Annotated in this window: 27 protein-coding genes; 11 read left to right on the forward strand and 16 right to left on the reverse strand. The window is 50.1% G+C overall.

The window, feature by feature from the left end; all coding sequences use genetic code 11:
• Window positions 1-33 precede the first annotated feature (33 nt).
• Genes GJJ30_RS27965 through GJJ30_RS27975 form a run of 3 tightly spaced genes read left to right on the forward strand, consistent with a single transcriptional unit; the run spans window position 34 to window position 2,461 of the window.
• On the forward strand, window positions 34-834 hold the full coding sequence (locus tag GJJ30_RS27965; RefSeq protein WP_154178442.1) for an exodeoxyribonuclease III: 801 nt from the start codon (window positions 34-36) through the stop codon (window positions 832-834).
• Window positions 831-1,499 (forward strand): nicotinamide riboside transporter PnuC, encoded by a 669-nt coding sequence (pnuC, locus tag GJJ30_RS27970; RefSeq protein WP_154178443.1) that lies wholly within the window; start codon window positions 831-833, stop codon window positions 1,497-1,499. The genes GJJ30_RS27965 and pnuC overlap by 4 nt, the downstream gene beginning before the upstream one ends.
• Complete coding sequence (locus GJJ30_RS27975; RefSeq protein WP_154178444.1) at window positions 1,496-2,461, forward strand: AAA family ATPase; 966 nt, start codon at window positions 1,496-1,498, stop codon at window positions 2,459-2,461. Before pnuC ends, GJJ30_RS27975 begins: the two co-directional genes overlap by 4 nt.
• On the opposite strand, the gene GJJ30_RS27980 is transcribed toward GJJ30_RS27975, so the two are convergent.
• Genes GJJ30_RS27980 through GJJ30_RS27990 form a run of 3 tightly spaced genes read right to left on the reverse strand, consistent with a single transcriptional unit; the run spans window position 2,453 to window position 3,965 of the window.
• Entirely contained in the window at window positions 2,453-3,067 is a 615-nt protein-coding gene (locus GJJ30_RS27980) for a 3'-5' exonuclease (RefSeq protein ID WP_154178445.1), read from the reverse strand. The two genes, GJJ30_RS27975 and GJJ30_RS27980, sit on opposite strands and share 9 nt — an antisense overlap.
• A gap of 8 nt (window positions 3,068-3,075) precedes the next feature.
• Window positions 3,076-3,528, reverse strand: coding sequence for an RES family NAD+ phosphorylase (locus GJJ30_RS27985; protein WP_229313464.1), 453 nt, complete (start codon window positions 3,526-3,528; stop codon window positions 3,076-3,078).
• Complete coding sequence (locus GJJ30_RS27990; protein WP_154178446.1) at window positions 3,525-3,965, reverse strand: Xre family toxin-antitoxin system antitoxin; 441 nt, start codon at window positions 3,963-3,965, stop codon at window positions 3,525-3,527. Before GJJ30_RS27990 ends, GJJ30_RS27985 begins: the two co-directional genes overlap by 4 nt.
• A 155-nt stretch (window positions 3,966-4,120) precedes the next feature.
• Between GJJ30_RS27990 and fumC the strand changes: the two genes are divergently transcribed.
• On the forward strand, window positions 4,121-5,524 hold the full coding sequence (fumC, locus tag GJJ30_RS27995) for a class II fumarate hydratase (RefSeq protein ID WP_154178447.1): 1,404 nt from the start codon (window positions 4,121-4,123) through the stop codon (window positions 5,522-5,524).
• A gap of 68 nt (window positions 5,525-5,592) precedes the next feature.
• On the forward strand, window positions 5,593-6,459 hold the full coding sequence (locus GJJ30_RS28000) for a glycerophosphodiester phosphodiesterase family protein (protein WP_154178448.1): 867 nt from the start codon (window positions 5,593-5,595) through the stop codon (window positions 6,457-6,459).
• A gap of 64 nt (window positions 6,460-6,523) precedes the next feature.
• On the opposite strand, the gene GJJ30_RS28005 is transcribed toward GJJ30_RS28000, so the two are convergent.
• The 3 genes from GJJ30_RS28005 to GJJ30_RS28015 all read right to left on the reverse strand — a co-directional run bounded on the left by GJJ30_RS28005 (window position 6,524) and on the right by GJJ30_RS28015 (window position 9,915).
• Window positions 6,524-8,119, reverse strand: a complete 1,596-nt coding sequence (locus GJJ30_RS28005; RefSeq protein WP_154178449.1) for a bifunctional GNAT family N-acetyltransferase/carbon-nitrogen hydrolase family protein — start codon at window positions 8,117-8,119, stop codon at window positions 6,524-6,526.
• Between the two features lie 81 nt (window positions 8,120-8,200).
• The gene (locus GJJ30_RS28010) at window positions 8,201-9,232 is read right to left on the reverse strand and encodes a threonine aldolase family protein (protein WP_154178450.1); all 1,032 of its coding nucleotides are present in this window, start codon (window positions 9,230-9,232) and stop codon (window positions 8,201-8,203) included.
• 128 nt (window positions 9,233-9,360) lie between these two features.
• Window positions 9,361-9,915: an outer membrane beta-barrel protein gene (locus tag GJJ30_RS28015; RefSeq protein ID WP_154178451.1), complete on the reverse strand. Its 555-nt coding sequence runs from the start codon at window positions 9,913-9,915 to the stop codon at window positions 9,361-9,363.
• Between the two features lie 245 nt (window positions 9,916-10,160).
• Between GJJ30_RS28015 and GJJ30_RS28020 the strand changes: the two genes are divergently transcribed.
• Entirely contained in the window at window positions 10,161-11,063 is a 903-nt protein-coding gene (locus GJJ30_RS28020; protein ID WP_154178452.1) for a sterol desaturase family protein, read from the forward strand.
• 90 nt (window positions 11,064-11,153) lie between these two features.
• Here the strand turns inward: GJJ30_RS28020 and GJJ30_RS28025 are convergent, their stop codons facing one another.
• Complete coding sequence (locus GJJ30_RS28025) at window positions 11,154-11,462, reverse strand: GNAT family N-acetyltransferase (RefSeq protein ID WP_154178453.1); 309 nt, start codon at window positions 11,460-11,462, stop codon at window positions 11,154-11,156.
• Window positions 11,463-11,714: 252 nt separating this feature from the next.
• Between GJJ30_RS28025 and GJJ30_RS28030 the strand changes: the two genes are divergently transcribed.
• Entirely contained in the window at window positions 11,715-12,431 is a 717-nt protein-coding gene (locus GJJ30_RS28030) for a membrane or secreted protein (protein ID WP_229313466.1), read from the forward strand.
• A 36-nt stretch (window positions 12,432-12,467) separates the two neighbouring features.
• On the forward strand, window positions 12,468-13,547 hold the full coding sequence (locus GJJ30_RS28035; RefSeq protein WP_154178454.1) for a dipeptidase: 1,080 nt from the start codon (window positions 12,468-12,470) through the stop codon (window positions 13,545-13,547).
• Between the two features lie 66 nt (window positions 13,548-13,613).
• Here the strand turns inward: GJJ30_RS28035 and GJJ30_RS28040 are convergent, their stop codons facing one another.
• Window positions 13,614-14,183, reverse strand: a complete 570-nt coding sequence (locus tag GJJ30_RS28040) for a DUF4126 domain-containing protein (protein WP_154178455.1) — start codon at window positions 14,181-14,183, stop codon at window positions 13,614-13,616.
• A 181-nt stretch (window positions 14,184-14,364) separates the two neighbouring features.
• On the opposite strand from GJJ30_RS28040, the gene GJJ30_RS28045 reads away from it, so the two are divergent.
• Window positions 14,365-16,125, forward strand: coding sequence for an ABC transporter ATP-binding protein (locus GJJ30_RS28045; RefSeq protein ID WP_310588407.1), 1,761 nt, complete (start codon window positions 14,365-14,367; stop codon window positions 16,123-16,125).
• 79 nt (window positions 16,126-16,204) lie between these two features.
• On the opposite strand, the gene GJJ30_RS28050 is transcribed toward GJJ30_RS28045, so the two are convergent.
• From GJJ30_RS28050 to GJJ30_RS28080, 7 genes are all read right to left on the reverse strand, one after another.
• The gene (locus GJJ30_RS28050) at window positions 16,205-16,474 is read right to left on the reverse strand and encodes a hypothetical protein (protein WP_154178457.1); all 270 of its coding nucleotides are present in this window, start codon (window positions 16,472-16,474) and stop codon (window positions 16,205-16,207) included.
• Between the two features lie 102 nt (window positions 16,475-16,576).
• The gene (locus GJJ30_RS28055; protein ID WP_154178458.1) at window positions 16,577-19,150 is read right to left on the reverse strand and encodes a penicillin-binding protein 1A; all 2,574 of its coding nucleotides are present in this window, start codon (window positions 19,148-19,150) and stop codon (window positions 16,577-16,579) included.
• 233 nt (window positions 19,151-19,383) lie between these two features.
• Window positions 19,384-19,872, reverse strand: coding sequence for a peptide-methionine (R)-S-oxide reductase MsrB (gene msrB, locus GJJ30_RS28060; RefSeq protein WP_154178459.1), 489 nt, complete (start codon window positions 19,870-19,872; stop codon window positions 19,384-19,386).
• Between the two features lie 98 nt (window positions 19,873-19,970).
• Window positions 19,971-20,531, reverse strand: coding sequence for a fasciclin domain-containing protein (locus tag GJJ30_RS28065; RefSeq protein ID WP_154178460.1), 561 nt, complete (start codon window positions 20,529-20,531; stop codon window positions 19,971-19,973).
• Between the two features lie 178 nt (window positions 20,532-20,709).
• Window positions 20,710-21,600 carry an anti-sigma factor gene (locus GJJ30_RS28070; protein WP_154178461.1) on the reverse strand — a complete coding sequence of 297 codons (891 nt, stop codon included), beginning with the start codon at window positions 21,598-21,600 and terminating at the stop codon, window positions 20,710-20,712.
• A complete protein-coding gene (locus tag GJJ30_RS28075; protein WP_154178462.1) occupies window positions 21,597-22,145 on the reverse strand; it encodes an RNA polymerase sigma factor in 549 nt (182 codons plus the stop codon). Before GJJ30_RS28075 ends, GJJ30_RS28070 begins: the two co-directional genes overlap by 4 nt.
• Window positions 22,146-22,310: 165 nt before the next feature.
• Entirely contained in the window at window positions 22,311-22,580 is a 270-nt protein-coding gene (locus tag GJJ30_RS28080) for a hypothetical protein (RefSeq protein WP_154178463.1), read from the reverse strand.
• A gap of 200 nt (window positions 22,581-22,780) precedes the next feature.
• Between GJJ30_RS28080 and lysA the strand changes: the two genes are divergently transcribed.
• Both lysA and GJJ30_RS28090 read left to right on the forward strand, forming a co-directional pair.
• Window positions 22,781-24,037 (forward strand): diaminopimelate decarboxylase, encoded by a 1,257-nt coding sequence (lysA, locus tag GJJ30_RS28085; RefSeq protein WP_154178464.1) that lies wholly within the window; start codon window positions 22,781-22,783, stop codon window positions 24,035-24,037.
• A gap of 79 nt (window positions 24,038-24,116) precedes the next feature.
• Window positions 24,117-24,830, forward strand: a complete 714-nt coding sequence (locus GJJ30_RS28090; RefSeq protein ID WP_154178465.1) for a YebC/PmpR family DNA-binding transcriptional regulator — start codon at window positions 24,117-24,119, stop codon at window positions 24,828-24,830.
• 15 nt (window positions 24,831-24,845) lie between these two features.
• Here the strand turns inward: GJJ30_RS28090 and GJJ30_RS28095 are convergent, their stop codons facing one another.
• Entirely contained in the window at window positions 24,846-25,085 is a 240-nt protein-coding gene (locus tag GJJ30_RS28095; RefSeq protein WP_154178466.1) for a hypothetical protein, read from the reverse strand.
• Window positions 25,086-25,155: the final 70 nt, after the last annotated feature.

Consider the following 25,155-nt stretch of genomic DNA (forward strand, 5'->3'; position numbering starts at 1 on the left):
TCTTCGGGATTATCAACGGAAAACTTTGTTTATATGACGCTCGACGCACCCATTCATTCCGGCGAAACCGTTCGGATTCTCACTTATAATCTCAACGGCATTCGGTCGGCCCTGAGCAAAGGACTGATCGAATGGTTGCTGCAAAACCCGTTCGATGTTCTCTGTTTTCAGGAGGTAAAAGCAACCCACGACGTGGTGGATCTGCTGCCGTTCGAAGCGCTGGGTTATAAGTACCACTGGCATGCGGCTGAGAAAAAGGGCTACAGTGGCGTAGCGACATTTTCCAAAATAGCACCCGATCAGGTCGTGATGGGGTGCGGCATTCCGGCCTACGACTGCGAAGGCCGGATTCTGCGGACGGATTTTGGCGACCTGACGCTGCTAAACTGCTATTTTCCGTCGGGCACGACCGGCGAAATCCGGCAAACCGTTAAGATGCAGTTTCTGAATGATTTTTTCGATTATGTTCAGGAACTCCGCAAAACCCGCCCGAATGTGGTGGTTGTGGGCGATTACAACATTGCGCACACGCCAATCGACATTCATGATCCCGTTCGGAACAAAACGTCGTCCGGTTTTTTGCCGGAAGAGCGCGAATGGCTGACGAAGTGGTTCGACAGCGGTTTCGTGGATTCGTACCGGTACAAAAATCCGGGGCAAGTCGAGTACAGCTGGTGGAGCTTCCGGGCCGGTGCCCGCTCGACCAACAAAGGCTGGCGGATCGATTACATCTCCGTCAGCGAGCCTTACAAAGACCGGATCGTAGCCGCCGGACACCGAACCGACGCCGTTCATTCCGACCACGGACCGGTTTGGGCGGAATTTTCGCGATGAACAACCTTTTCGACATCAACAGCATCTTTTTTACGGTACTCGGTTACCCGATGAGCTACCTGGAGTTCTTCGGAACCGTGACGGGGGCGGTGGCAACCTGGTTGTCGGCGCGGGCGCACATCGTCAGCTGGCCGGTCGGCATGGTGAGCGTGGTGCTGTTTACTTTTCTCTTTTACCAGATTCAGCTTTATCCCGACATGTTTTTGCAGGTGTTCTTTTTCGTCACCAACGCGCTGGGCTGGTGGCAGTGGACACATCCCAAAACCGGTGAAGAAGATCGTCGGAATGAGCTGAAAATTACACCGTTATCGACGCAGAATTTCTGGGTCCTGATGGGCGTCGGAGCGGTTTCTACCGCGCTCTTTGGGGCTATTGCGGAGAATCTCCACGAATGGTTTCCGGTAATGTTCAGCCAGCCGAGTGCCTACCCGTACCTCGATTCGTTTACGTCTGTGATGAGCATTATTGCTACTTTTCTGCTGATTCGGAAGAAACTGGAATGCTGGTACGTCTGGCTCCTGGTCGATTTGATCAGTACCTACATGTACTTTACCAAAGGCGTCAAAGTACTGGGAATCGAATACGGTTTTTACTGCCTGATTGCGTTTGTCGGGGCCTGGCACTGGACCCGCGAATACCGTAGTTACACCCCAACTACGGCATGAAAAAAGGACTTGTTTTCGGGAAATTCATGCCGGTTCACCAGGGCCATATCGCGCTCATTGCGTTTGCCGCGGCCCAATGCGACCAACTGATTGTTTCCATGAACTGCACGCCCGCCGATTCAATCGCTCCCGAAAAGCGGATGGAGTGGCTGCGGGCGTTGTTTGGCGATCGGGATGACATTGAACTGGTGCAGGTCTGGGATGATTTTTCGGACGATAGCCTGCCTTTGTGGGAAGCCACCCGGCTCTGGAGCGATTTTATCAAGCAGCGGTTTCCCGATATCGATGGTTTTTTCTGCTCGGAACCGTACGGCGAACCGTTATCACACCACCTCGGATTGCCCTGCGTCTGGTTTGATCGGGAACGTCGGCAGGTACCGGTTTCGGCGACCTTGATTCGCCAGCATCCGGCCCGGTATTGGGATTTTATTCCCGATGTTGTAAAACCGTATTTTGTCAAAAAAGTCTGCTTGTTCGGCCCCGAAAGTGTGGGAAAAACGACGCTGGCGGAACGGCTCGCTGGGCATTATCATACGGTTTTTGTTCACGAAGTCGCCCGCGACCTAATTACGTCCAACGACCTGACGCTCGATGATTACGTTCAGATTGGTCACGCCCAAACCGATGCGGTTTTGAAAGCTACGGAATCCGCGAATCGTTTGCTGATTTGCGATACGGATCTGATTACGACCGAGTTGTATTCCGAACACTATTTAAATGAAGTACCACCGGTTTTGTATGAGCTTGAAAAACAGGTAGTTTACGATCGGTATTTCCTGCTGAATATCGACGTTCCCTGGGTAGCCGACGGCCTGCGCGACTTGGGCCACCGACGCGAAGAAATGTACCAGCGTTTCAAAACCGCTCTCGAAGCCCGGGGAATTGCCTACATCGACGTTTCCGGCGACTGGGAGCAGCGCTGGGCGAAGGTAACTGGCGAGATTGACCGGTTATTAGCTTAATTTCAACCCGTCGGCCAGTTTAAAAACCTCCTTCAGACATTTCGCCGTTAAAATGGCATCTTCCAGCGCGTTGTGATGTTCGGATTCGCGTTCGAAACCGAAATGGCCCGCAATGTCCTTTAAACTCAGTCGTTGTGGTACCGGTTTTCCATTTTTCTTTAAAATCCGGAAGGAAAAATAACTCAGGGTATGCAGGTCGATGAGTGTGCGTGAATAGGGCCATTTGAGTTTTTCCAGCCGGTAGGCTTCTTTCAGAAAATTAATGTCGTTGATGACGCTCTGCCCGCAGATGATTACCTCACGCAGGTAGGGTGTATTGTCGTTCGTTTGCTGCGTTTTTCGAATGCCCAGCTGCTTGATAATCCATTCTTCCAGTTCCGGGAGCACGTCGTAAATCATCGGGGCATCTTCCAGATCGGCCAGCGAGAGGTTATGAATTTTCTCGGACGAACTGGAAAAAGCGTCTTCGTTTTCGGGATAAACGTTGGTCAGGTACTGGCCCTTTTCAACCCAGTTATCGTCGAAAAGAACGGCTCCCACCTGAATAATTTCGTTCCAATCCGGCTCCGGGCCGGTCATTTCGAGGTCAAGGACTAGGAAAGGCATAGGCGGTTTTATTTAAAGCGTCGGTCAAAAACCAAAGACTCTATACGAGCTATTTTTAAAGATTTGTGGTCTGGATGCAACGGGTTAAGTAAGTAATCGAATTCGGTCGGAGCGTGGGCTGAGGGCACTCTCATCATCCAAAAAATACGTTCATTAATCCATTGTTCGGTAATATTGGCTAACTCCTCGTTGTATGGGATGCTTCTCCAATCTTGAGGTAAATCTTCAACCTGAATTCGTTTTATTGAAGCGTCGTTCGGAATTTCAATTGTCACTAAACTCATATTTATTGAGAGTATTTCTGAATTCGCCAATGTTTCAAGCATTGCTAATGAAATGTGTTCTGCAAGGTAAAGAATAGGCGTGCCCTCCCGGTGCCACCTCCCTGAGCTATAAAGTCCACCGGTTCCATTTAAATCATTGGCATAAATCGTTTTGGTAATTCTGTACAGTTCCATCATAAATAAATACCGTGCAGAATGGCATTAAGGACATTCAGAACTTGTTTACGACCAATCATTGAGTCTAAAAGATCGATCGGTTTCTGACTTTGAAGTGATACTATTTTTGCATTCAACCAGTACTCAAAATCATTCTTCTTTTCAAAGACCTCCATTCCTTTGGCATAAATTTCTGACAAAGCAATTGCCTTTTCGGTCTCATCTTTGTTTAGTTTAGCCTGGTTTCTAATGCGACGTTGGTAAGTGCTTTCCGAAATGGCCAGGATATGACTCATCGTCTTATTCGTGAAACCCATATTTTTTTGAAGATGGGTAATTGATTCCATTGGCAATCCTTCTTGGGCGATGGCCAATAAATCGAATTCATGTCTGACGGGGCGATTGATCAGTACTTCTCCACCCAATGCAGAAACAATCTTTTGAAGCGGTACATTCATGGTTATTTGATCGTCTTACTCCTGTCATTTGATAACATTCTGACAAATATAGAAATTCCATTCTTATCTATTTGCTTCTGTCCTACCTTTGCCGCCGGAAGCGCCGGTCGAACCCGCCGGTTCCTTGTCTCAAGTCTAACATCTTTAGTCTCACGATGGAATACCGTATTGAAAAAGACACGATGGGTCAGGTGCAGGTACCGGCCAATGTCTACTGGGGCGCTCAAACCCAGCGTTCGATTGAAAACTTCAAAATTGCTCAAGACATCAATAAAATGCCCCGCGAAATTGTCCGGGCGTTTGCTTACCTAAAAAAAGCCGCTGCCCTGACCAACCTCGACGCGGGCGTGCTGTCGCCGGAAAAAAACGCCTTGATCGGACAGGCTTGTGACGAAATTCTGGAAGGCAAACTGGACGATCAGTTCCCGCTGGTGGTCTGGCAAACCGGTTCCGGTACGCAGTCGAACATGAACGTGAACGAGGTGGTGGCCTACCGCGCCCACGTGTTGCAGGGCGGCCAACTGACCGACGAAAAAAAGGCGCTGCACCCGAACGACGACGTCAACAAGTCGCAGTCGTCGAATGATACCTTCCCGACGGCCATGCACATTGCGGCTTACAAGATTCTGGTGGAAGTAACCATTCCGGGCATTGAAAAACTCCGTGACACGCTGGATGCCAAGGCCAAAGAGTTTAAGAATGTCGTTAAAATTGGCCGGACGCACTTCATGGACGCAACGCCCTTGACGGTGGGCCAGGAGTTTTCAGGCTATGTTTCCCAGTTGACGCACGGTTTACGGGCGATCAAAAACACGCTGGCCCATTTAAGCGAACTTGCGCTCGGTGGAACTGCCGTGGGAACGGGCATCAATACGCCCCCGAATTATTCTGAAAACGTGGCCAAACACATTGCCAGCCTGACCGGTTTGCCGTTCGTTACTGCCGAAAATAAATTCGAAGCCCTGGCTGCGCACGACGCGATTGTCGAAGCCCACGGCGCACTGAAAACCGTTGCCGCCAGCCTGATGAAAATCGGGAACGATGTTCGGATGCTGTCGTCGGGACCACGGGCGGGGATTGGTGAAATCTTCATTCCCGACAACGAACCCGGTTCATCGATTATGCCGGGAAAAGTGAATCCGACGCAGTGTGAAGCCATGACGATGGTGGCCGCGCAGGTGTTCGGCAACGACGTGGCCATCAACGTTGGGGGGGCGATGGGGCATTTTGAGCTGAACGTTTTCAAACCGGTCATGATCTACAACTTCCTGCACTCGGCCCGGCTGATTGGTGATGTCTGTGTTTCGTTCAACGACAAATGCGCGGTCGGCATTCGCCCGATTGAAGAAAATATTCAGAAACACGTCAATAACTCGCTGATGCTGGTGACGGCTTTGAATACCAAAATTGGCTATTACAAAGCGGCCGAAATTGCCCAAACTGCTCACCGGGAAGGCAGTACGTTGAAAGAAACCGCCATCAAACTCGGTTACCTCACCGAAGAAGAATTCAACGCGTGGGTGAAACCGGAAGACATGGTCGGCGACATAAATGTCTAAATTCTGATTGCCAGACAGACCTGTAAGGTTGAAAAACCATACAGGTCTTTTTACGCACACTTCACAACATGAAACTTCTTTTTGCGTTTGGAATAACCATCTGTTTTATAGCTGGTTGTGCTCCCAAAGCGATCATCAGCTCCTACCGGATTCCGCCGGGTGGATTGTCGGCTTTCTTCAACTATGCGCCTGGCAAAACGCCCATGATCAGCTTTCACCGGGGTGGGGGCGACATCAAGGGATACCCGGAAAACTGCCTCGAATCGTTCGCGTACGCGGCTGAAAAGTTACCTCTAATCATCGAATGTGACATCGATCTGACGCGCGATAGTGTGCTGGTAATGATGCACGACCAGACGCTTGACCGCACAACAACCGGCACCGGCAAGCTCATTGCGAAAACGTATAATGAGATTCAGCAATACCGACTGGAAGACAATTTTGGGAATCAAACCGATTTCAAAGTTCCAACGCTGGAGCAGGTGTTGCGGTGGGGAAAAGACAAAGTGATTTACGGGCTCGATGTGAAAAGAAACGTCCCGTTCGCCAGGGTTGTTGAGATGGTTCAGCGGACAGGTGCAACTGATTATTCGATGGTCATTGTGTACAACGCAACGGATGCGGCCACCGTACACCGTCTTGATCCGAACCTGATGATGTCTGTAACCATTATGAAGGAAGAAGATTACCACCGGCTGCACAATCTTGGCATACCCGATCGGAACATGATTGCCTTTGTCGGGGTCAAAGAACCCAGCCCTGAATTATACCGGTTTCTGCACGCCAAAGGCATTTCCTGCATTCTGGGTACGCTTGGCAATCTGGATAAACAAGCCGTTGCCAAAGGCGATACGTTGTATAAAAAGTTCGCCCAAAACGGCGCTGACATAATGTCAACCGACCGACCGTTTGAGGTTTTTCAGGCGGTGAAATAAATTCGAAGACCTGTCAGGTTTTCAAAACCTGACAGGTCTTTTTCTATCTTCAATATCAGCTCTACTATTCCACCACAATAACCGGTGGCAACGTTTTTTGCTCCTCCTCGTTCGACAGTTCCTTTTTCTTTTCCACCTTGGTTCGCGCCGAACGTTTGACCGTTACGTCGTATAAATCCGTCCGCCGGTCTTTCAAAATCTGCACCGAACCCTGTTCGTGCAATTCCGTTAGAAGCGATAAATCGACATCGGTGATCAGGACCATTTCCGTGTTGGGCGTCGACTCGGCCTTGATAGCGTTGTTGGGAAACTGGAAATCGGAAGGCGTAAAAACCGCCGACTGGGCGTAGTGTATGTCCATATTGGCGACGCGCGGCAGGTTACCGACACAACCCGAAATGGCCACATAGCATTCGTTTTCAATCGCCCGTGCCATCGCGCAATTCCGCACACGCGTGTAACCGTTCTGTGTATCGGTCAGGAACGGCACAAACAGAATCTGCATGCCCTGGTCGGCCAGAATCCGGCTCAGCTCCGGGAATTCAACGTCGTAGCAAATCAGTAAACCAATCTTTCCGCAGTCAGTATCAAAAGCCCGGATTTCGTGGCCGCCCACCATGCCGTAATGGCGCACTTCGTTGGGCGTAATATGAATTTTCCGGTATTCTTCGTAAGAGCCGTCCCGGCGGTAGAGGTAGGCGACATTATATAACTTGCCATCGTCGATCAGGGGCATACTGCCGCCCACAATATTGACATTGTAGGAGATGGCCAGTTCCGACAACCGCTGCCGCACCTCGTGCGTCACTTCGGCCAGTTTCCGAATGGCCATCGGACCCGGAAGGTCGTTGTAGTCGGCCATTAAAGGCGTATTGAAAAATTCCGGGAGAACAAGAAAATCGGCTTTGTAATCGCTGACCGAGTCGGCGAAAAACTCGACCTGCTCGAGCAGGGCCCGCATGTTGGGAAAATGCCGCATTTGCCACTGTACAACACCCAACCGAATGATGGAGTTGGTATGCGGTTTTTTCTTCTTTTCGTCAACGTAATAAATGTTGTTCCACTCCAGCAAGGTCGCATATTCCAGCGATTCACTGTCGCCGGGCAAATAACCGCGCAGGACTTTCTTGACGTGAAAATCATTGGAAAGCTGGAACGTGAGCGTCGGGTCGTAAATTTCCTTCTGCTTCACTTTGGCAATGTACTCGCGGGGCGAAAGCTCTCCGGCGTATTTGATGTAATTCGGAATCCGGCCCCCCGCCATGATGCCCTTGAGGTTCAGCGACTCACACAATTCCTTACGGGCGTCGTATAGCCGCCGACCCAGCCGCAAATCCCGGTATTCGGGATGCACGAAAAGCTCGATTCCGTACAGCCAGTTTCCCTTCGGATTGTGCGTATCGAAGGTGTACCTGCCGGTAATTTCCTCGTACGTATGGTTGTCGCCAAAGTCACTGTATTTCACCCGAATCGCCAGCGAACAGGCCACAACTTTGCCGTCGACCTCCACGCAGAACTGACCTTCCGGGAAGATTTTCAGGAGTTTATCAATGAGATTCTTCTCCCAATAATCTCCGCCAATGCCGCTGTAGACTTCCAGCATCGCTTCTTTCAGGTCGGCGTAATCGGATTTCTGTAATGTTCTGGTTTGAATATGCATTGTGCGTGATTGATGTTATTTCGCGGAGTTAAGCGAAGTTTTTTACTAAAAATCAACTCTGCTTAACTCGTTAAACTCCGCTCAACTCTGCGAAACAATCCCTTCTTTAATTTTCTGTTCTAAACTCAAAAGTTGCTCATCCGTGAAATCCAGGTGGGTAACAAACCGGACGAGGTGTTTGCCGAATGTAACCGCCAGAATTCCCTTTTGAGCTAATAATTCAACATAATCGGTCGCTAAGATGTTCTGTTTCAGTTGAAAAATGACAATGTTGGTTTCGACGGGGAAAACCGCTTCCACTTCCGGCAACTGACTGATCAACTGGCCGATCCTGCGGGCGCGGGCGTGGTCGAGTTTCAGGCGGTTGATGTGGTGATCGAGCGCATAAATGCCCGCAGCCGCCAGAAAACCGGCTTGTCGCCAGCCGCCACCCATCAATTTACGAAACCGGCGGGATTGTTTGATAAAATCCACTTTGCCCAACAGCAGCGACCCAACGGGGCAGCCAAGACCTTTCGACAGACAGATGCTGATCGAATCGAACAACTGACCGTACGATTCGGGCGTCTCACCGGTTTCGACCAGGGCATTGAACAGGCGCGCGCCGTCCAGGTGCAGCTTCAAACCGTATTCGTCGCAAACCTGGCGGATGGCCGCAATTTCCGGAACCGTGTAGTAACAGCCACCCCCTTTGTTGACCGTGTTTTCCAGACAAACCAGCCGGGTAATGGGCTTGTGAATATCGTCAGGCTGAATGTGCTCGCGAACCAGTTCAGGTGTCAGTTTGCCCCGTTCGCCCTTCGCCAGACTGACCGACGCCAGCGCATTCACCGCGATGCCGCCACCTTCGTACAGATAAACGTGCGAAAGCTGGTCACAAATCACATCGTCGCCGGGGCAGGTGTGCGTGCGAATGGCCAGTTGGTTCGTCATCGTGCCGGAAGTACAGAAAAGGGCGGCTTCCATTCCAAACAGCCGGGCGGTTTTTTCTTCCAGCGCCAGTACGGTGGGGTCATCGCCCAGCACGTCGTCGCCGACTTCGGCCGTAAACATGGCCTCCCGCATGGCCGGAGTGGGCCTGGTGACGGTATCGCTTCGTAAATCAATCGACATTTTGTGAAACGCAGTAAAAAACGGTTGATGAAAAACCACAAAGAAAACAAAAAAGCCGTCCCCTAAAAAGGAGACGGCTTTCTAAAACAGTAACAACAAATACTACTCTACTCTCACTCAAGGTCTTATCAAAAGTTCTTCGAGATACCGAATCCCGCACCGCTACCGAAATTGAATTTAAAATCCGTCATGCTATCCGAAGCGCCTTTTGGTTTTTGGGAAGCAAAGCTCAAACCGCCGAAGCTAAAGTTCAAGGCAAACCCATTTTTCATATTAACACCAATTGCCGGGAAGAAAGTGCCGCGAAATCCATTTGATGTAACGCCAGCGGTTTTACCGGAAAGGATATCCGCGTTAAACTGGCCGTAAAGGGCGAAAATGTCGGAGAGGGGCATGGCATACCGGATGAATGGTCCCACGGCGAAGGTCGAGGTTTTGGATTCGCCACCCGTTGCGGTCGGACCCTTCATGCTTCCGGTCGTTAAGGTTAATCCGGCGGTCCAGTTGTCGGTGAACTGATATCCGACAGCCGGTGAAAAATTGAAGCTATTGACCTTGGAACCGTCTACCTGTTTCTGCGATTCAGCATTGATTGAACCGTAAACCAATACCGTGTTTTTCTGGGCATAAACGCCGGCTACGCTCAGGGCTGAAACCAGCAAACTCATCATCACTTTTTTCATTTCTTGTGTCTGGTTGTAAATCGTTTTCCTCTTTTGCGAGGGTTAACGTTGAGACGTAGAAATTTTTAAAAGTTACGGATGGGGTCAAAAAAACAGTTTAAACGGTCGAAAAAGCTAGTTTTCCGGGCGTTTTAAGGGATAGGGCAAGCCGCCGAAAACTCGGTTTTGCGTTCAGCCAGGATCAACAGTTAGTCGTCAGATGAGGAAAAATGTACCTTTGGGAACATTACTTTTTGCGGTCACGCATGGATAATCTGATTCATTACGCCATCCCGGCTTTTGTGATTCTGCTCTTAACGGAAGTCATCGTTACGGCAATTCAGCAGAAGGATTATTACGAAACGAAAGATACGCTGAGCAGTCTGGCTATGGGCATCGGCAACGTCATTATCGGTCTGGTGGGGAAACTTCTGGTTTTGGGCGCGTATTCGCTCGTGTATGAATACCGGTTTTTTACCATTGACCTGACGCAGTGGTGGGCCTGGGTTTTGCTGTTTTTCGCCGATGATTTCAGTTATTACTGGTTTCACCGAATCAGTCACAGCAGCCGGTATTTCTGGGCCTCGCACGTTGTTCACCATTCGTCGCAGAAATACAATCTGGGGACGGCCCTACGCCAGACCTGGACGGGAAACGTAAGCGGTGCCTTTGTTTTCTGGATCTGGCTGCCGCTGATCGGTTTTCATCCGGCGGCCATTTTGACCATGCAGGCTATCAGTCTCTTGTACCAGTTCTGGATTCACACGGAACACATCAACAACTTTCCTGCCGTGATCGAAGCGGTTTTCAATACGCCCTCGCACCACCGGGTCCACCACGGTTCCAACCTGAAATACCTGGATAAAAACCACGCCGGAGTGCTCATTATCTGGGACCGGTTTTTCGGAACCTTCCAGAAAGAAGAAGAGCGCCCGACCTACGGTTTGACCAAAAACATCGATTCGTACAACCCGGTCCGGATTGCGTTTCACGAGTGGGCCGCCATCGGCCGGGATGTGCGCCAAGCGGGGTCTTTTCGTCAGGTTGTTAATTATTTATTTGGCCCGCCTGGCTGGAGCCACGACGGTTCCCGGAAAACCACCCGGCAATTGCGCGAAGCAGATTCGACTGTCCATCCCGGCTCGCGAAGGTCGAAAATCCTGAAATAGAGAATGATCAAATAGGTCAAAATGCCAGGAGGCCGGTTTTTGAAAACCGGCCTCCTGGGTTGAGAATTAAGAATGATCTTCCAAAAAAACTCACAGGGCCTTTAAAGATGCCGGACTCACCAGCCGCTGGTATTCAGGGTGGCGCCGGATATAAGCCAGGACGGAAGAACATAAGGGTATGACCTTCAATACATTACGATCGATATAATCAAAGGTGCCCTCCATGAGTTGAGAGCCAAAGCCGCGACCTGCCATTGTTGGATTTACTTCTGTATGCGTCAGCACAAGCGTATGATCATCTTTGGGATAATACGCAATGAATAAGAGCTTTCCGTCGATTTCGAGTTCAAAGCGGTTTTCAGCCCGATTGATGCTAACCGCCATCTCCTGAATTTTCATAATGAGGAAGTTTAAAGGTATTGAACGTGTAACCTTCTAAAGGCATTAATGTTACTATTCGGCGGGTATTTAGGAGGAAAATTAGGCTATTTGTCTGATATTCCTGGGGCCGTTCGATAATTGTTTGTCTTACTGACCAGTTTTGTTGAAATTGAAGCTCGAAAACTCCATCTACTTCCCGGATTAGTAGCGTTTATAATCCGTGGAAAAAGAGCCCACAGAAATCGACTCAAATTTTAAAACATCCTGGCCATGAGACTAAAAACCGTACTTCCGTTTCTATTGCTGTTGTGTATTGCCACGGCATCTCGCCAGGCAGCCCCTTCGCTCGCTGGTTCCTGGCGCATGGTCAATGACGGCCCGGTTTCCGTTGTATTTGTCCTGTCGGATAGCTATATGATGGGAGCGTATCACGAAGCCAACCGGTTTATTGGGGCACAGGGTGGCACTTATAAAGTTGACGGGAAACAGTTGAAAATCAACTTTGAATTTAGCACGGAAGACAGCACGGATGTTGGAACCACCCAAACCCTGACGATTGATTCGTTCAAAAATAACAAACTGGTTTTGTCGAGCGATGGAGGAACCGATACCTATGAGCGCATCGACGTCCCGACCGCCCAAACGCCCATGGCTGGTTTATGGCGGATCACCGGCAATATCGACGACAACGGTCAGGTGAAAACCCGGCAGCGGACGGCCCGAAAAACACTAAAATTATTGACCGGAAACCGCTTTCAATGGGCCGCCATTAATCCGGAAACGAAACAATTTTCGGGAACTGCGGGCGGAACGTATACCTTTGTGAATGGCAAATACACTGAGAAGCTGGAATTCTTTTCCCGCGACGACAAGCGAGTGGGCAAATCTCTCCAGTTCGACGCAGAACTGAAAGGCGACGACTGGTACCACCGCGGCCAAAGCTCAACCGGCGGCAAAGTCAGTGAGGTCTGGAGCCGGGAAAAGTGACTTAGTAAATTATATAGCGTTTAAAGTGACGGTTTTATGTTTTTAATTGATGCCCACCTCGACATTTCCCTGAATGCCATTGAATGGAACCGCGATTACCGGCTGTCGGCCCACGAAATTCGGGCGCAGGAAGCCGGAATGACCGATAAAATCGACCGGTCGAAAGGTACGGTTTCGCTGCCGGATTTGCGTCGGGGCGAAATTGGGCTGGTGGTGGCCACGCAGATTGCCCGGTTCAACCAGAGCAACGGAAACCTGCCCGGCGCAGGCTGGAATTCGCCCGAGCAGGCCTGGGCCATGACGCAGGCTCAACGGGCGTGGTACGAAACGATACAGGACGCGGGCGAAATGGTTCAGATTCGGGATCTGGCGGGTTTGGAGCAACACATTGCCCTCTGGCTCGATGGCTCGATATCGTCCGACCAAAAACCGGTAGGCTACATTCTGAGTCTGGAAGGCGCTGATTCGCTGGTGAATCTGTCGTACCTGGAAAAAGCGTACGCCTACGGATTGCGGGCACTGGGCCCGGCGCATTACAGCACGGGTCGGTATGCACCCGGCACCGGTTTAAGCGGTCCGCTGACGTCCCTGGGGCGGGAACTGGTACTTGAAATGGATCGGTTGGGCATCATTCTGGACGCGACTCACCTGACCGACGAAGGATTCTCGGAAGCACTTTCGCTTTATAAAGGACCGGTTTGGGCCAGTCACCACAATTGCCGGACGCTCGTGCCGCACCAGCGGCAGCTTTCCGACGACCAGATTCGGCAACTGGCCGAGCGCGGGGCGGTTATTGGTGGGTGTTTCGACGCTTGGATGATGAAACCCGGTTTTACGCAACGAACCAGCAACCCGGCCGATTTCGGAATCACCATTGAAACCATCATCGAACATTACGACCACATTTGCCAACTCACCGGCAGCAGCCAGCACATCGCCATTGGCAGTGACCTGGACGGAACGTACGGCACCGAACAATCGCCCACCGACCTCGATACCATTGCAGATTTGCAGAAATTAACCGGTCTGCTGGCTGCGCGCGGCTATTCGCCGGAAGATATCGAGAATATTTTTTACAAAAACTGGCTGCGGTTTTTGCGAAAAGCCTGGAGCTAGGGGAGTGAATGAATAATGAACAATTAACAATGTATAATGGACAGAATATCAATCATCTTTCATTATTCATTTAGACCTAACGGGTTGTCGTCCACGTGCCAGCATGGTTCGTATGAAGAACGCGATGATCAGCAAAACCAGGAAAGCCGCAATCAGGGGAAGAAGAACGGCAATAAACGATAATCCGAACGACGCAATGTTTTCGGCGCTGGCAATAACCGGGTTACCCAAACCGCCGGTTGTGGCGGTGGAACCGATGCGCAGGAGACTGGTTCCGGCCTGAATCAAACCGGCGGTTCCTCCTCCGGCGATGAGGCCGAGTCCCCATTTCAGCATCGGAACGTCCACATCGACAAATGAGGTCGTCAGAATGGTTCCGGCAACGAAAGCAATGGGCGTGGCGACAGTATCAAGGGCATTATCGAGCCAGGGAATGTAATACGCCCCGATTTCAACAATGGTGGCGGTTGCCAGTAAGAAAAAGGCCGTCCAGCCGCCGAGCCATTCAAAACCGGGCGTAACGGCAATCCAGCCGAGTTTGACGGCCAGACTGGCGACCAGCATGGGAACAAAAATCCGAAAACCGCAGCAGGCACTTAAAGCGATGCCGAGGCAGAGACTGAGCAACCATTCCATAGGGAATTATGAGTTATGAATGATGAGTTATGAGTTAGGGCTTCGTTGGGAAGCAGTATGTACGGCGAAAGGTAGGGAAACCAATCCCAAGAGTATACATTTTTAACTCTTAATTCTTAACTCTAAACTCTTAATTCATTATTTCTGTTACACTGATAACCTTCCAACTTACTTTTTGTCTGTGAATCCGGAAACCAAGAGCGGTCAGATTTTTGACTGGATTACCCTGCGACGGCTTTATGCCTTTGTAAAACCGTACCAACTGCATTTCTACGGACTTGTCCTGATTATAGTAATTAGTGCGGTTTTGGCACCTGTCGGCCCGCTGCTGATTCGGTATACCATCGATTCCAAAATTGCCACCGGTGATTACCCGGGCCTGACCAATATGCTGATTCTGATGATCGGGGTGCTGGTTTTGCAGGGAATCATTCAGTTTTTCAATACTTATTTGTCGGGCTGGCTGGGCCAGAATGTCATTCGGGACATCCGGGTTCAGTTGTACCAGAAAGTATTACAACTGCGCCTGAAGTTTTTCGACAATACGCCCATCGGACGCCTGGTGACCCGCACTATTTCCGACGTTGAAACACTTTCCGACGTGTTCAGCGAAGGCATGGCCGCCATTGTGGGTGATATTCTGCAACTGGTGCTGATCATCGCCGTCATGTTCTATACCGACTGGCGGCTTTCGGCCATCAGCCTTTCGATGATTCCGCTGATGTTGCTGAGTACCTATATTTTTAAGGAAAAGATAAAGGTTTCGTTTAATGAAGTCCGAACGGCGGTTGCCAATCTCAACTCATTCGTCCAGGAACACATCACCGGCATGAATATCGTGCAGATTTTTGGGAGCGAGAAGATTGAAGCTGAGAAGTTTAATCAAATCAACGACGAACACCGCAAAGCTAATATTCGCTCCATCTGGTATTATTCGGTTTACTACCCGGTTGCGGATATTCTATCGGCCGCGGCTACTGGCCTGGTGGTTTGGTACGGAGCCAAAGAGATTCTGAATCAGGAGGTTACCTACGGAACGGTGACGGCTTTTATCATGTTCATCAACCTGTTTTTCCGGCCAATCCGGATGCTGGCCGACCGGTTCAATACGCTCCAGATGGGTATTGTCAGCACCGACCGCATTTTGAAACTGCTGGACAGCGATGATTTTACGCCCGATAATGGTACGTATGTTCCGACGACCTGGCGGGGAAATGTGGAGTTCAAGAACGTCTGGTTTGCGTATAACAATGAAGACTACGTATTAAGGGATATCAACTTTACGGTAAAAGAAGGCGAAACTGTTGCCTTTGTGGGCGCGACCGGTGCCGGTAAATCATCGATAATCAATTTGTTAGGGCGGTTTTACGACGTCAACAAGGGCGAAATCCGGATCGACGGCGTGGAGGTTCATAACTACAAACTGGATGCTTTGCGCCAGAGCATCGGCGTCGTCTTGCAGGATGTATTTCTGTTTTCGGACACCATTGAGAATAATATCACGCTGGGCAATAAATCCATCAGCCGGGAGCGAATCATTGAAGCCGCCAAGCTGGTCGGGGTGCACGAATTCATTGAGCGGCTGCCCGGCGGTTACGATTACAACGTGATGGAGCGCGGCTCGACGCTTTCGTTCGGTCAGCGGCAGTTGATTTCGTTTGTTCGCGCGATGGTTTATAACCCGCGCATCATGGTGCTGGACGAGGCCACTTCCTCCGTCGACAGTGAAACGGAACGACTGATTCAGGATGCGATTGGAAAACTGATGAAGGGCCGGACGGCAATCGTGATCGCCCACCGGCTTTCGACCATCCGCGAAGCCAATAAAATTATCGTTGTCGACAAAGGCCGGATTGTGGAGCAGGGGACCCACGAGGAGCTTCTCCAACTGGAAGGCTTCTACGCGAATTTGTATCGGATGCAGTATAAGGAAATGGTCTAGTCTTAAATGAACAATTAACAATGAATAATGAACAGTTCTTGAGCGGTTTACCCATTCATTATTCATTGTTAATTGTTCATTATTTTTTAGGTTCCGCGCCGGCCAAAGCGTAGGCAATTTTTTCGTTCAGATTTTCGTCGTTGGCGGGATCCTCGGTTTGTTGCGACGGAATTCGGCCAACGCTGTTCAGGTTCGGTTCCAGACCGGTTTCTTCCGCACTGGGCTCCGGCCCGGTTTGATCGATTATTTCTTCATCCGCATTCGGATCGTTGTCCATCCCCGACGGAATCGTTTTCAAAGGCGCATCTTCCTTGACGGGATGCAGGTTTGGATTTTGTGACGGTGTCATAAGGGTGCATTGATGTTATCCGGTTATAACCCTCGTCTTACCAGTGTTGTTTATGAAAAGGCCATTAAAAAAGGCCAACCCGAGCAGGTTGGCCTTTTCCATTTAGCGGAATGGTTGGGCGCGTTGGGTGGTGTCAGGAGGCTCCACCTGTTCGGGAGCAGACGGTTCGATGAAAAGCGAATCGGATGGGATTTCCACATCGGTCGAATCGGATTCCATGTCACCTTCGTCGTCATCACCACCGGGGCATCCGAGATAATCCTTCGTTATTTTAACTGTTGGCTTGTCGAACGGCCCCTGATATTGCTTCAAATCTTTGTTTTTATAGACTAGTTCCAGAAACCGCCCGACCAGCGGCAGGGCGGTTTTGGCTCCTTCGCCCATATCGGTCGACCGGAAGTGAATGCTGCGATCATCGCCACCAACCCAGGCTCCCACCACCAGATCGCGGGTGACGCCCATAAACCAGCCGTCGGAATTGTTGGAAGTCGTACCGGTTTTTCCACCTACCTGATTGCGGTTTTTGAACAGATCGTACGACCACAGATTCTGGGACGTGCCGCCTGATTCTTCCAGACCACCTCTCAGCATGTGAATCATCAGAAACGCCGATTCTTCGCGAATGGCCTGTTTGCGTTCCGGCACAAATTCTTCAATGATATTGCCGTTCCGGTCTTCAATCCGAGTCACAAGCAGCGGCTGTGTATGAACACCGTTGTTAGCAAAGGTGCAGTACGCCGAAACCATTTCGTACAGCGAAACATCCGACGAGCCCAGCCCGACGGATGGGACCGCGGCCAGCGGGCTCTCAATGCCAATGCGGTGCGCGTATTCGACTACACGTTGCGGAGTGGCAACGTCATTGGTCAATTGGGCGGTGACTGAATTAATGGACCGCGCCATTGCCCGGCGCAACGTCATGTTCGAATAAGAGAACGTGCCCGCCGAGTTTTTGGGAGCCCAGAAGTCCTCTTCGCCTTTTTCGTTGATGTATTCCTTGCGGAACGGTTCGTCGCGCCGACGGTCGCAGGGGCCTAAATTGATCGTGGAATCGTCGATAACGGTCGCATATACGAACGGTTTGAAAGTCGAGCCCGGTTGCCGTTTTCCCTGCTTGACGTGGTCGAACTGAAAAAACTCGTAGTCGAGTCCACCCACCCAGGTGCGGATAAAACCGGTATGCGGGTCCATCGCTACCAAACCCGCCTGCAAAAAGCGTTTGTAATAAGCAATGGAATCCATCGGCGTCATGTATTTTTTCTTCGGACCATTCCAGGAGAAAACCGTCATGCTGTCCTTCTTCACCTTCATGTAGTAGTTGATCGAATCCGGCTGGTTGGCGTATTTGGCCAGTAGCGCCTTGTACCGCTCCGTTCGCTGCGCCACTTTATCCAGAAAATCCGGTATTTCCTTGCCGTCTTCATCCGTCCAGGGGTTTCGGCCATTCCAGTGGTTGTCGAAAATCCGCTGCAATTGCTTCATTTTCTCCGCAACGGCTTCTTCGGCCAGGGCCTGCATGCGGGAATCGACGGTCGTGTAAATTTTCAAACCGTCCGTGTAAAGGTCATAGCCCTTTTCTTCGCCCCATTTTTTGACGACGTCGACCACCGCGTTTTTGAAATAATTGGCCGGGCCGGAATACGGATTATCGGGGCTATAGCGAGTTCGTAAAGGCAAATCGCAGAGGGAGTCGGCCTGTTGTTTGGTCAGGTACTTGTATTTCTCCATTTGCCGCAGAACCACATTTCGGCGGTTTCGCGACTTCTCGAAGTTTCGTTTGATCAGGGGATTATACGTCGTCGTCGCTTTTTGGAGACCTACCAAAACCGCCGATTCCTGAACGTTCAGGTTCTCCGGCGATTTGCTGAAATAAGTCCGGGCGGCCGTTTTGATCCCGTAGGCATTACTGCCGAAATCGACGGTATTGAAATACATCGTCAGAATCTGTTCTTTCGAAAAATTCCGCTCCAGTTTAATGGCCATCAGCCACTCTTTGGTTTTCAGAATGATGGTCTTGACCAGCGGAACATTATACAGCAACCCTCTCGACTGCCGACGCCGGGTTTTGAAAAGGTTTTTGGCCAATTGCTGGGTAATCGTGCTGCCACCGCCGGAGCTGTTTCCCGTTAACACGCCGTATGCCGCCCGGCCCAGACTGCGCGTATCGATGCCCGAATGTTCGTAAAACCGCACATCTTCGGTGGCAATCAGTGCCTGAATCAGGGAAGGAGGGAGGTCTTCGTATTTTATCGGCGTGCGGTTTTCGGTAAAAAACCGGCCAATCATGACTTTGTCGTACGAATAAATTTCGGAAGACTGGGCAACTTTGGGGTTTTTCAGATCTTCGACACTGGGCATTTCGCCACTGAGATACAGGAAGTTGGTCTCAATCGAGAGAACGTAAACAAGAGCCAGAAAAAAAAGGAAAATCAGGCTTTTGGTGGATTGGTAAAATATTTTGAAACCAAGCGATCGGGTATCGAAGCGGGCGTTGAGCCAATTTCGGTAACGTTGCCGAATTTCCCGGTATTTTGCTCCTGCTGAATCGACACGTTCTTTTCCAAATAGCCCCGACACCATGCGGTAAATCAGTCGTCTGAAACGGTTTCTTACGAGACCGAAAAAGCCGGTGATGCCTTGCCAAAGGGTACGAAGTTGCCCCCAGAATTTACTCATGCCTGGTTTTTTGACGGTTAAAACGGAAGAACGGATTGGCCAGCAACCGTACCACTAACGTGATCCGATGGGAGTCCGTCTGATTTAAAAAAGCAAATATAATTCAGTATACAAAAAAGACGGATTGAAAAACCCGTCTTTCCCGGCAAATATAACGGAAATTTAGACGATATAATATGGCGAAAGCCAGCCCGGCAACCGAGCTGGCTCATAACCAGTGCATTAGCGTCTGCTTATTTCTTTTCAAATTCGAGTGCTACCCCATTCATGCAATAGCGTAATCCGGTTGGTTTCGGGCCATCTTCGAAAACGTGCCCGAGGTGACCACCACAAACGCCACATTCAACCTCGGTTCGGACCATTCCGTGGGTGTGATCGGTTTTCTCCACCACATTCTGTTTCGAAATCGGTTGGTAGAAACTCGGCCAGCCGGTTCCTGATTCGAACTTGGTGGTGGAGCTGAATAAAGGCGTTTTGCAGGCGGCACATTTGAAGATGCCTTTTTCGTGATTATCGACCAGCGGACTGGTAAAAGGCCGTTCGGTACCTTGCTGGCGCAATACGTAAAATTGCTCGGGCGTCAGGATTTTCTTCCATTCCGCTTCCGTTTTAACCACCTTGCGGGGTTTGGCATCGTCCGTGGATTTAGTCAGGGAAACGGATGCGATTGAGCCGGTGAGCACCAGCCCACACAAGACTCCAAGAAAAAGATTGCGGTTCATATCTGGTTAACAAATTAATTCAGAGGATAGTTTGTCAAATGAAAAAGCCACAGTGCAGTTGTGCAAGTGGCTTTTTCGACTACGTTTCCGGCATTGGCTTACATCGACATGGGCATTAAAACCGTATCGATTGAGTGAATGACGCCGTTGGATTGATACACATCCGAGATCAATACTTTGGCCGTTCCGCCTTTGGCGTCTTCAATCACAATATCTTTTCCGTCCATCTTGGCGGTCAGGTTGCCACCGGCAACGGTTTTCAGTGTAGCCGATCCGTTACCCGCTTTGATGAGCTTCGCCAGCGCCTTGCCGTCCAGCCGACCGGCTACCACGTGATAAGTCAGAATTCCGGTCAGGGCTGCCTTGTTTTCCGGTTTTACCAGAGATTCAACCGTTCCGGCCGGTAACTTGGCAAATGCATCGTTGGTAGGAGCAAAAACCGTGAAGGGACCGGCTCCCTGCAACGTCTCAACCAGCCCGGCGGCCTTAACTGCAGCCACCAGCGTGGTATGGTCTTTGGAATTAACGGCATTTTCAATAATGTTCTTGGCCGGGTACATCATGGCGCCACCGACTTCTTTCGGTTTTTGAGCGTAAGCGACTGAAAAAAGTGTGCAAAACAGGGCTGCAAGAAATCCAGATTTGATGATCGTCTTCATGAGTAAAATTAGATTTTATTAAGTTGAAGAATAAAAGAATCTGGTTGCAACCGACTCACAACAATACCTACGCCAGTGCTTATGATTTAGATTTAATGCGCCTGAAAAAAACTTAAAAAACAATAAAAAAGGCCCTGAAAATGTTTTCAGGGCCTTTTTTGGGAAGAATTAAGTCGTTCTACGTTTTCACATTACCGACTACAACCATCGCCGATAAGGTCGGTGTCGGACTACCACCCCGCCGTTCAAGCGTGATGGCGAAGGCATCCGCTTTTAGGAATTTTTTGGACTGCTGCACCACCCGTACGCCGTCCCCGAAATCAAACACACCGGCATCGACCGGTTTTCCATCGACGATTGCCCAGAGCTGGTACTGCTGGGTTTCGGGAGGTCGGCTCAGGGAATCAATTTCAAGATTGACCTGACCCGTGCTGGCATTCCAGTAAATGGTGGCCAGGTTGGCGGTTGTGCTATCGGTGGCATTCAGCCGGATTACCCGGGTGCCCGGTTCTTTCAGGATGGCCAGTGTCTGATTGTCCTGGAGCTGTTTTGCGCGCAGCGTCCGAACCTCGTCACTCAACTCCTGATTGGATTCCCGGAGCGCACTGAGTGTCTGCTGACTGCCCTGCAACTGCGAGTAGAGGAAATAAGCAAATACAAGGACAACCAGACCCAGGGAGGCTGCTACCAACCAGGTTACCCGGTAGGTTGGCCGGGAATCTATTTCGTCTTTTTCTTCTTTCGAGTAAAGGGGGAGGATGGGTCGTTCCGTCGTTTCTTCAGGGAGTGTAATTGCCGCAGCTGGTGGTTCCGGAGTTCCCTGAGCGGTTTCTGGCTCGGGATTGGTAAAGTCCAATTCTTTCAGGAGCCAAACCTTGACGTCGGCGGGTGGTTCACGGCGCAGAGTCTGGGCATACTGTTCCATGGCAGCCGACAGGGTGTCCAGCTCCGCACGGATTTCCGGGTAAATGCTCGACAAGCACTCGACTTCCCGCTTTTCCTGCGGGCTGACGGTGCCAAGCACATACTCCTCCAGTATTCCGGATTCTATGTATTCTTTCGTGTTCATGTGCCGAAAAGCTTCTTCAATTCCTGTAAAGCAGACCGAACCCGCGTTTTGACCGTTCCAAGAGGCAAATTGAGTTTCTCCGCTACTTCTTCGTGGGTGTAACCATTGAAGTAGACGAGGTCAATTACAATTCTCCGATCAGGATTTAGTTGATTTACTCTATCCGGTAAATCAAGCGTTTCTACCGCAGGCTGATAGGTTTGCTGATGTTGATCAACAATATCTACGATTTCCGTGCTGTTTTGGATTGACTGACCTGAATGCCGGGTGCGGATTGCGTCAATGGCCGTATTTCGGGCAATGTTGAGCAGCCAGGTAAATAACCGCCCTTTTTGAGAATCGTACGAAGGAATATTACGCCAGATTTTAACAAAGGAATCCTGTAAGACGTCTCGAGCGGCTTCTTCTTCACGAACAACTTTTAATATTACGCCATATAAAGCAGGCGAATACTGATCATAGAGCAAGTGAAAAGCCTTTTCCTCGCGCTGTTGGAGTTTTTTGACCAGTACGTCTTCCGAAAATGGGAGGTTTGAACGCTTCAAGGTATCCGGATAATTCAGTAACCAATATGGTCGAAGCCAAAAATACAAATAAATTGATGTGAGTGAGCAAAGGGAAGCAGAATTAGCAGTTAAAAACAAAAAAAAGCTATTCTGTTTTCCCAAAATAGCTTTTCGTGCGGTTAATGATTGGTTCTGGTAATCGGATTAATCGACTGGTTTTTTCGTTTTAACAGTTTTCTTCTTGACAACCATCGTTTTATTCTTCATGGCCTCGCTCGAACGCCGGGCGTTCCGGCTCGACTGCGTTCCTTTGACCAGTTTGCTTTTCAATGAATCCTCGCGGGCCGTGGGCTCACCCTGTGGAAACGACTGGGCCGACTGTTCCGGCGCGTGCGTATTGGGCGAAGGGGTCTGTGCTTTTCCCTGAATCGAAAGCCAGCACAACGTGATGGCTAAAATGGCTATTTTTTTCATGGCTTTATTTTTGCGTTGAGTAGAAATTTAACCCGAAAACCGCCAAATTGTTTTAATTCTGCACTACACGAAGAGTACTTTTACGTACTATTATTTTCCTAAAAACTCCATTTAATGCTATAGGGTGTTCGATCGTGGTTGCCGCAAATGGCATAAAATCCCTTATATTTGCACCTCAAATTGCGTAGAATTTTTTGCAGATGCAGATCGATCAAAACCGTTACCAGATTCAGGGCGTCGATGTTCTGGAGATAGCCCGGGAGTTTGGGCTTCCGTTGTATGTGTATGATGCTGAAAAGATTATCGAAAAAATCAATACGCTTCAGGCGGCTTTTCGGGGTGTTCAGCTCAAAATAAAATACGCTGCCAAAGCCCTGACGAACGTGTCAATCCTGAAACTGATGCGCAGCCGGGGAATCGACGTGGAAGTGGTTTCGATCAACGAAATCCGGATGGCTCTGTTGGCCGGTTTTGAGCCGGGTCAGATCATGTACACCCCGAGTGGCGTGTCGTTCGGCGAGATTCAGGAAGCACTGGCGCTGGGTGTTCGGCTCAACGTCGACAGCCTGCCTCTGCTGGAGTTCATGGGGCAGACCTTCGGCAGCACCAAACCTGTCGGTATTCGCATCAACCCGCACATTGCCGAAGGCGGAAACATCAAAATTCAAACCGGCCACAAGGATTCCAAGTTTGGTATCTCGATGGAACAACGGAGCCAGATCCGCGCGGTGGTTGAACGGTACGCCATTCCGGTGGTTGGGCTACATATTCACACGGGCTCGGATTTTAAAAATGCCGACGCTTTTCTGAAAGGGGCCGAAGTGCTCTTCGAACTCGCCAATGACTACCCAAATCTGGAATTCCTCGACTTCGGCAGCGGTTTTAAAGTGGCTTATCGCGAAGGCGATCACAGCACGGATATTGGCGAACTGGGACGGAAAGTGACGGCGGCTTTTCAGAATTTCTGTGAAAAATACGGCCGGGAAATTGATCTGTGTTTTGAACCCGGGAAGTTTCTGGTGAGCGAAAGCGGAGTACTGCTGGTGAATGTCAATATCGTAAAGGAAAATCCCTCGCGGACGTTCGTGGGCGTGGATTCGGGACTTAACCACTTGATCCGGCCGATGATGTACGACGCCTACCACGAAATCGTTAACGTTTCAAACCCGACCGCTGAAAAACAGACCTACAGTGTCGTTGGGTATATTTGCGAAACCGATACGCTGGGTTGGGATCGTTCCCTGAACGAGGTGCGCCCGGGCGACGTACTAGCCCTCAAAAATGCCGGAGCCTACGGTTTTAGCATGAGTTCCAATTACAATTCCCGCTTCCGGCCCGCCGAAGTGTTGGTCTACGAAGGAAAACCGTACCTGATTCGCCAGCGCGAAACCTTTGAAGACCTGATGCGGGGCCAGATTGAAGTTGATTTTGAAGAAGAAATAACCGTTAAAAAATAATGATGAGTTATGAATGATGAACGATGGATGCGAGCGTCAGCCGTCCATCGTTCATCATTCATCATTCCTAATTCAAACGATGGGACGCGCGTACGAATACCGGAAAGCCAGAAAATTCAAGCGGTGGGGGATGATGGCCAAAACCTTCACCAAAATCGGAAAAGATATTGCTCTTGCCGTGAAGAGCGGAGGCCCTGACCCCACTTCAAACGGACGACTTCGGGCCGTTATTCAGAACGCCCGGGCGGCCAACATGCCGAAAGAAAACGTTGACCGGGCGATCAAACGGGCGGTTTCGAAAGAACAGGAGGACTTCAAGGAGATCACGTACGAAGGCTATGGTCCGCACGGCATTGCCATCGTGATTGAAACCGCCACGGATAACATCAACCGCACGGTGGCCAATTTGCGGAGTTACTTTACCAAATCCGGCGGGGCGCTCGGAACGTCGGGGATGCTCGACTTCATGTTCGACCGGAAAAGCGTCTTTCGGATTCCGGCCGGTAACATCGATCTGGATGAACTGGAACTGGAAATGATCGACTTTGGCGCTGACGAAATTTCGCTGGATGAAGAAGCCGAACAGATTGTCATTTACGGTGAATTTACGGCGTTTGGCGCGATCCAGAAACACCTGGAGGAAAAAGGGTATGAACTCAAACAGGCTGAATTCGAGCGTATTCCGAACGATACCAAAGAGCTGAGTGAAGAAGAATCGGCCGACTTGGAAAAACTGCTGGAGCGGATCGAGGAGGACGAGGATGTGCTGAATGTATTCCATAACATGCGGTAATCGGATTTTCCCCGATTACCGCATACTGTCCAATAATTGCTCGCGGGTGGGTCGCTCGTTGACGACCTCATAATTCAGCCCTTCCAGATCCAGGGCATCCACAAAGGTGCTGTAATCTTCCCGCTCGACCTCGAACAGGCAAAGATTGTTATACGGTTCGTTAAATAGTTCGACTTCGGTTAATTTCGCTTTCTCCTGCAGCAACCGGTATTGCCGGTTAGTTAACTCCTCTTGTCGAACGGTGAAATACCACATATCAGTTAGATTAAAGAGAAAAGACGTGAGACACGAGACTTAGCTGCACAAAGTGCGATCTTAGTCTCGT

It is taken from the genome of Larkinella terrae (genome assembly GCF_009668025.1).
Taxonomy (GTDB): Bacteria; Bacteroidota; Bacteroidia; order Cytophagales; family Spirosomataceae; genus Larkinella; species Larkinella terrae.

Coding starts and splice junctions, on each gene's coding strand:
- GJJ30_RS28000 (WP_154178448.1), top strand. CDS start 5,593: ATGAAACTTCTTTTTGCGTTTGGAATAACCATCTGTTTTATAGCTGGT.
- GJJ30_RS28090 (WP_154178465.1), top strand. CDS start 24,117: ATGGGACGCGCGTACGAATACCGGAAAGCCAGAAAATTCAAGCGGTGG.
- GJJ30_RS28025 (WP_154178453.1), bottom strand. CDS start 11,462: ATGAAAATTCAGGAGATGGCGGTTAGCATCAATCGGGCTGAAAACCGC.
- GJJ30_RS28080 (WP_154178463.1), bottom strand. CDS start 22,580: ATGAAAAAAATAGCCATTTTAGCCATCACGTTGTGCTGGCTTTCGATT.
- GJJ30_RS27980 (WP_154178445.1), bottom strand. CDS start 3,067: ATGCCTTTCCTAGTCCTTGACCTCGAAATGACCGGCCCGGAGCCGGAT.
- GJJ30_RS28055 (WP_154178458.1), bottom strand. CDS start 19,150: ATGAGTAAATTCTGGGGGCAACTTCGTACCCTTTGGCAAGGCATCACC.
- GJJ30_RS27985 (WP_229313464.1), bottom strand. CDS start 3,528: ATGATGGAACTGTACAGAATTACCAAAACGATTTATGCCAATGATTTA.
- GJJ30_RS28040 (WP_154178455.1), bottom strand. CDS start 14,183: ATGGAATGGTTGCTCAGTCTCTGCCTCGGCATCGCTTTAAGTGCCTGC.
- GJJ30_RS27965 (WP_154178442.1), top strand. CDS start 34: ATGACGCTCGACGCACCCATTCATTCCGGCGAAACCGTTCGGATTCTC.
- GJJ30_RS28020 (WP_154178452.1), top strand. CDS start 10,161: ATGGATAATCTGATTCATTACGCCATCCCGGCTTTTGTGATTCTGCTC.
- GJJ30_RS28005 (WP_154178449.1), bottom strand. CDS start 8,119: ATGCATATTCAAACCAGAACATTACAGAAATCCGATTACGCCGACCTG.
- msrB (WP_154178459.1), bottom strand. CDS start 19,872: ATGAACCGCAATCTTTTTCTTGGAGTCTTGTGTGGGCTGGTGCTCACC.
- GJJ30_RS28095 (WP_154178466.1), bottom strand. CDS start 25,085: ATGTGGTATTTCACCGTTCGACAAGAGGAGTTAACTAACCGGCAATAC.
- pnuC (WP_154178443.1), top strand. CDS start 831: ATGAACAACCTTTTCGACATCAACAGCATCTTTTTTACGGTACTCGGT.
- GJJ30_RS28050 (WP_154178457.1), bottom strand. CDS start 16,474: ATGACACCGTCACAAAATCCAAACCTGCATCCCGTCAAGGAAGATGCG.
- GJJ30_RS28010 (WP_154178450.1), bottom strand. CDS start 9,232: ATGTCGATTGATTTACGAAGCGATACCGTCACCAGGCCCACTCCGGCC.
- GJJ30_RS27975 (WP_154178444.1), top strand. CDS start 1,496: ATGAAAAAAGGACTTGTTTTCGGGAAATTCATGCCGGTTCACCAGGGC.
- GJJ30_RS28065 (WP_154178460.1), bottom strand. CDS start 20,531: ATGAAGACGATCATCAAATCTGGATTTCTTGCAGCCCTGTTTTGCACA.
- GJJ30_RS28070 (WP_154178461.1), bottom strand. CDS start 21,600: ATGAACACGAAAGAATACATAGAATCCGGAATACTGGAGGAGTATGTG.
- GJJ30_RS27990 (WP_154178446.1), bottom strand. CDS start 3,965: ATGAATGTACCGCTTCAAAAGATTGTTTCTGCATTGGGTGGAGAAGTA.
- GJJ30_RS28030 (WP_229313466.1), top strand. CDS start 11,715: ATGAGACTAAAAACCGTACTTCCGTTTCTATTGCTGTTGTGTATTGCC.
- GJJ30_RS28015 (WP_154178451.1), bottom strand. CDS start 9,915: ATGAAAAAAGTGATGATGAGTTTGCTGGTTTCAGCCCTGAGCGTAGCC.
- fumC (WP_154178447.1), top strand. CDS start 4,121: ATGGAATACCGTATTGAAAAAGACACGATGGGTCAGGTGCAGGTACCG.
- lysA (WP_154178464.1), top strand. CDS start 22,781: ATGCAGATCGATCAAAACCGTTACCAGATTCAGGGCGTCGATGTTCTG.
- GJJ30_RS28035 (WP_154178454.1), top strand. CDS start 12,468: ATGTTTTTAATTGATGCCCACCTCGACATTTCCCTGAATGCCATTGAA.